Origin of the sequence: Longimicrobium sp. (assembly GCF_036387355.1) — a bacterium.
Classification (GTDB): Bacteria; Gemmatimonadota; Gemmatimonadetes; order Longimicrobiales; family Longimicrobiaceae; genus Longimicrobium.
Genome location: NZ_DASVTX010000218.1, coordinates 1 through 2,406, shown reverse-complemented (window position 1 = coordinate 2,406; position 2,406 = coordinate 1). Strand labels below are relative to the sequence as shown.

2 protein-coding genes are annotated in these 2,406 nt (G+C 69.1%); one reads left to right on the top strand and one right to left on the bottom strand.

Annotated features, from left to right (window positions below):
* Positions 1-645 (top strand): class I SAM-dependent methyltransferase (locus tag VF665_RS09660; protein WP_331053213.1); only part of this gene is annotated, 645 nt, incomplete at its 5' end.
* 182 nt (positions 646-827) lie between these two features.
* Here VF665_RS09660 and VF665_RS09655 read toward each other — a convergent pair.
* The gene (locus VF665_RS09655) at positions 828-1,946 is read right to left on the bottom strand and encodes a glycoside hydrolase family 43 protein (protein WP_331053212.1); all 1,119 of its coding nucleotides are present in this window, start codon (positions 1,944-1,946) and stop codon (positions 828-830) included.
* Positions 1,947-2,406 lie beyond the last annotated feature (460 nt).

Sequence of the window (2,406 nt, the reverse complement as noted above, 5' to 3'; positions counted from 1 at the left end):
CGCGAGATGGTGCCGCTCCCGCCGGACGCCGAGGTGCTGGACGTGGCGTGCGGATGGGGCCGACACTCGGTGGAGATGGCGCGCGCCGGCCTGCGTGTGACGGGAATGGACTGGTCGGAGACGCTGCTGGCGCGTGCGCGGCGGCGCTCGGTGGGCGCGGGGGTGAACGTGGAGTGGGTGCAGGGTGACATGCGCGAGATCCCGTGGGAAGGGCGCTTTGACCTGGTGACCTCGCTGTACTCGTCGCTCGGCTACTTCCTCTCGGATGAGGAGGACCTGCGCGTGCTGCGGGGCGCTGCGCGGGCGCTGCGGACCGACGGCGTGTTCGTGATGGAGACCATGCACCGCGACCACATCGTGAGTGCGTTCGCCGAGCGCGACTGGTGGGAAACGGAAGGCGGCGCCACGGTGTGGGTGGAGCGCGAGTTCGACGCCATCGAGGGCGTGAGCCGCGAGTGGACGCGCTGGTCGCGCGGCAGGGACAGCGGCGAAAAGTACCACGAACTGCGCATCCGCAGCGCCACCGAATGGGACGCGCTGCTGCGGCAGGCCGGCCTCATCCCTGTCGATTTCTGGGGCGATTGGGAGCTGCAACCGTTTCTGCACACCAGCCCCGACCTCATCGTCATCTGCCGCAAGGCGTGACGCGCGTTCGGGTCGCGGGCACAGCGTGTTGCGCGCTTTGGAGTGCGCGCGGAGAACAGGCGCCGCGGGTTTCGGCTGCGCGGCAGAACACCTGCGCCGCAACAAGTATCGCGTGTCCCAACGAAAAAAAGAGACCCGCCGCGGCACAGGCCGCGGCGGGTCTCTTTCGATCTCCGGCGAGACTATGGCAGCGCCGTGGGGCGGGGCTGCGGCGTAGTGGTGGGGAGCGTGGAGTTGCCCACGACGGGCCATCCGTTCACGTAGCGGATGCGGTCCAGCAGCAGCGGCCGGCGCGAGATGTCGGTGTTGCCGGGGAGCAGGAACGGACGGCTGGAATCGATGGCGTGGTACAGCATCCATTCCACCCCCGCCGCGTCGCGGATCACGCCGTTGTGCCCCGGCGCCAGCCACTTTCCGCCCGCCTGCAGCACCGGCTGCGCCGCGCCGTCCGGCCCCGTCAGCACGGTGTACGGCCCCGTGGCCGAGGTGGAGCGCGCCACCAGCACCGCGTAGCGCGCGTTGGCGCCGCAGCAGCTGTTTCCGGAAAAGTACAGGTAGTAGAACCCGTTCTCGAACGTGACCCACGGGCCTTCGATGAGCCCCTGGTCGTAGCCCGCCGGGCCGCCGTTCCGCACCTGCACCACGGGCGTGGGCGTGGTACCGGGAACGAACGAGCGGCGGTCGGCGGCGAGCTCCTGCACCACCAGCGGCGACCCGGCCGAGCCCCAGAACAGCAGCCGCTTGCCCGTCTGCGGATCGTCGAACGCCATCGGGTCGATGGTGGTAAAGCTCGGCCCGCACACCACGGGCTGCCCCGAATCCGTATACGGCCCCGCCGCGGTGGCCGCCGTCGCCATCCCGATGCAGAAGCCGTGGTCCGGCCGCTGGCGCTGCGCCGCGTCGATCTGGGTGGAGAAGTACATCACGTACTTTCCGTCACGCTCGATCACGTCCGGCGCCCAGAAGTTCTGCGACTGGCTGGCCCACGCGGGGCGTGTGGGGAGCGCCTCGCTCACGGCGGACCAGTTCACCAGGTCCTTGGAGCGCGACACCTGCACGCGGAACGACGTGGTCTGCGTGGCGAACGCGTAGAACCATCCGTCGCTGGAACGCATCACCGCGGGGTCGGGGAAGTCGTTGTCCAGCACGGGATTGACGTACTCGTTCGCCGTGGGCTGCACCGGCGGCGTAATGACGACGGTGGTACCGCCTCCGCCGTCGCCGCCGCACGCCGCCAGCACCAGCGCGAGCAGCACGGACGTGCCCGCCACGCGCTGCTTCTGCAGAAAGTTGATGCTCACTCGCCTCGCTCCCGGGGTTCCGTCGCAGTCACGCCGTCCAAGGTAAACGGATTCGCCACCAAAGGCGACCCCGGCGCGCATCCGTCCCTCGCGCCTTCGTCATCCTGAGCGGAGCGCTGCACCAGCCTTTCCCCCGCGCCAAACTGTCGCGCGGAGTCGAAGGATCTACTCGCCGCCGAGCCAACGTCGCGACACGCACGCCCGTTCTCGCGGGCATAGCAGATCCTTCGTCGGCGCCAGAGTACCGTGCCGGTGCAAGTGCCTCCGGCCTCCTCAGGATGACAAGTTACTGCGCCAAAGCAGGTTACGAGCACCAAGCCTGTCATCCTGAGCGGAGCGCTGCACCGAACCTTCCGCCGCGCCAGACTGTCGCGCGGAGTCGAAGGGATCTACTTGCCGCCGAGCCAACGTCGCGACATGCACGTCCGTTCTCGCGGGCGTAGTAGATCCTTCGTCGGCG